1 protein-coding gene and 1 pseudogene are annotated in these 1,613 nt (G+C 42.4%); both read right to left on the bottom strand.

Annotated elements, in window-relative coordinates; all coding sequences use genetic code 11:
* Positions 1-611: 611 nt before the first annotated feature.
* A pseudogene (locus tag QUA58_RS31260) lies at positions 612-968 on the bottom strand (transposase); the annotation flags it as partial.
* Positions 969-1,192: 224 nt separating this feature from the next.
* On the bottom strand, positions 1,193-1,510 hold the full coding sequence (locus QUA58_RS31255; protein WP_333257597.1) for a hypothetical protein: 318 nt from the start codon (positions 1,508-1,510) through the stop codon (positions 1,193-1,195).
* Positions 1,511-1,613: the final 103 nt, after the last annotated feature.

Here is a 1,613-nt window from a genome sequence, read left to right as displayed (position 1 = left end):
ACCTAATTATCAACAAGGCATAAGAGCTATGAGGCTTATTCTATCAGCGTTATAGGTGACTTGTCGCCCCGACAGCCCACGCCCTCTTCTGTCTTTATGATTTTCTGACCTGAATTCTTCCAAGGCTTTAACCATTACTTTTAAAGTTTCAATTTTGACACCAAATCTACGTTTAAATTGATGAGATGTCTCTCTTTAGATAAGATTGATTTTTCATGATTTACTGATTGTGCAACAACCAATATAAGTTTCTAGTATCTTATCCTGTTTCTAGCAAGGCAAGAGTAAAAATAAGTTAAGAGTTGGGATTCAATCCAGTAAAGCAAAACTTTCCATTAATTATATCATAAAATTATTTTGCAAGAGGTCTATTGGGCAACACGTCAGTCGAGTTAAATTGATATTAGCAGATTGCCAAGGTAGTATATTCTCGACGACTAAATCCCTAGCCAGCCCAAGTTGCCAACTCATCAATGGCATTAAATCGCTCCAGCGCTCCGATTGTTCGGGAGTTCTCAAGTTAGGTAATGTCCAATGTAATCGTTGCTTGGCAAATCTCTACCAATGATCCACTCCAAAACGTCGTAAATACTTAAACCAGACTGTTTCGCTTAGGGAGAGTTCGTTCTCCCACCCAAGCCAACCACAAGGGTGGAAACGGCTGACCGTTTGACATGGGATTCATTCTTAAGGGCCAGGATTAAATTTACTCGATGTCCAGGCGCACGATAAAAATGTAAGTCAAGCCATTGACTGACTCGAACTTGTCCCAACTGCGGATGTTCGTCAATTTCAATCACAGCATCGGCTTCGAGCCATGTGGTTGGGTCATTGAGCCTCATTTTTGGTCCATGTTTTCGTGGTCTGCCACGACCACTATAGGCTGGTGGTGCTGACCACAAGCAGGCATTGCTTCGGACTCGCATTAAGCAATCAGCTTGAATGGAGGCTTGAGCCAATACCCAACTTGCATTGCCATATTCTCTCTATAAAACTGCTAAGACTGGATTGATGCTCTGTTCACAAACAAGTTTGAGTTGGGAAGCTGCTTTTTCTATTGGTGAAGACCAACTACTAATTCGTTCATGTAGTAGGGGTAATGCCCAACTTCCTTGTGCTTCGGGTATCCAGGCAATTGTACTGTACCCCTGTCCAATAATGACGCCCTCCTGATATTCATGGGTTCTGTCTTTTAATGTTTTAGCCTCTGGTCTCCCCCATGCCCGCGCGTGTCAATTGCGACTAAAACGTGTTCCGTTGCGGGTACTTGCTGTTCTAATTGCTGGAGATACAACATCATTAGTTTTTTCCGTTCAGGTCTACAGTCTTGCAATGCTTCGTAGACGCTTGACCATTGACGACTGAATAATGGACTGAGCGAAAATTCCGCCAAACAAGCCGCATTCCTTGTTGTCATTACTGCATCCATCAGCTCGAATGTGGCATCTTTCGCTCGCACCAATAACTCGTATGCTGCTTGACGAAAGTCCTTTAATCGTTCACTGTTCATTTAAGGAGTGGATAGGTTTTATTTTTGGTAGTGCCCTGAAGGAAAGGATCAAGATGATCAAACAAAACCGTATTCAAAAAAAAGTAGGCATCTAAAGTTGTAA

The sequence above is a fragment of the Microcoleus sp. N9_A1 genome (assembly GCF_036701795.1).
Lineage (GTDB): Bacteria > Cyanobacteriota > Cyanobacteriia > Cyanobacteriales > Microcoleaceae > Microcoleus.
The sequence above is the reverse complement of the archived record's forward strand: the minus strand, read 5'-3'. Positions and strand labels throughout refer to the sequence as shown.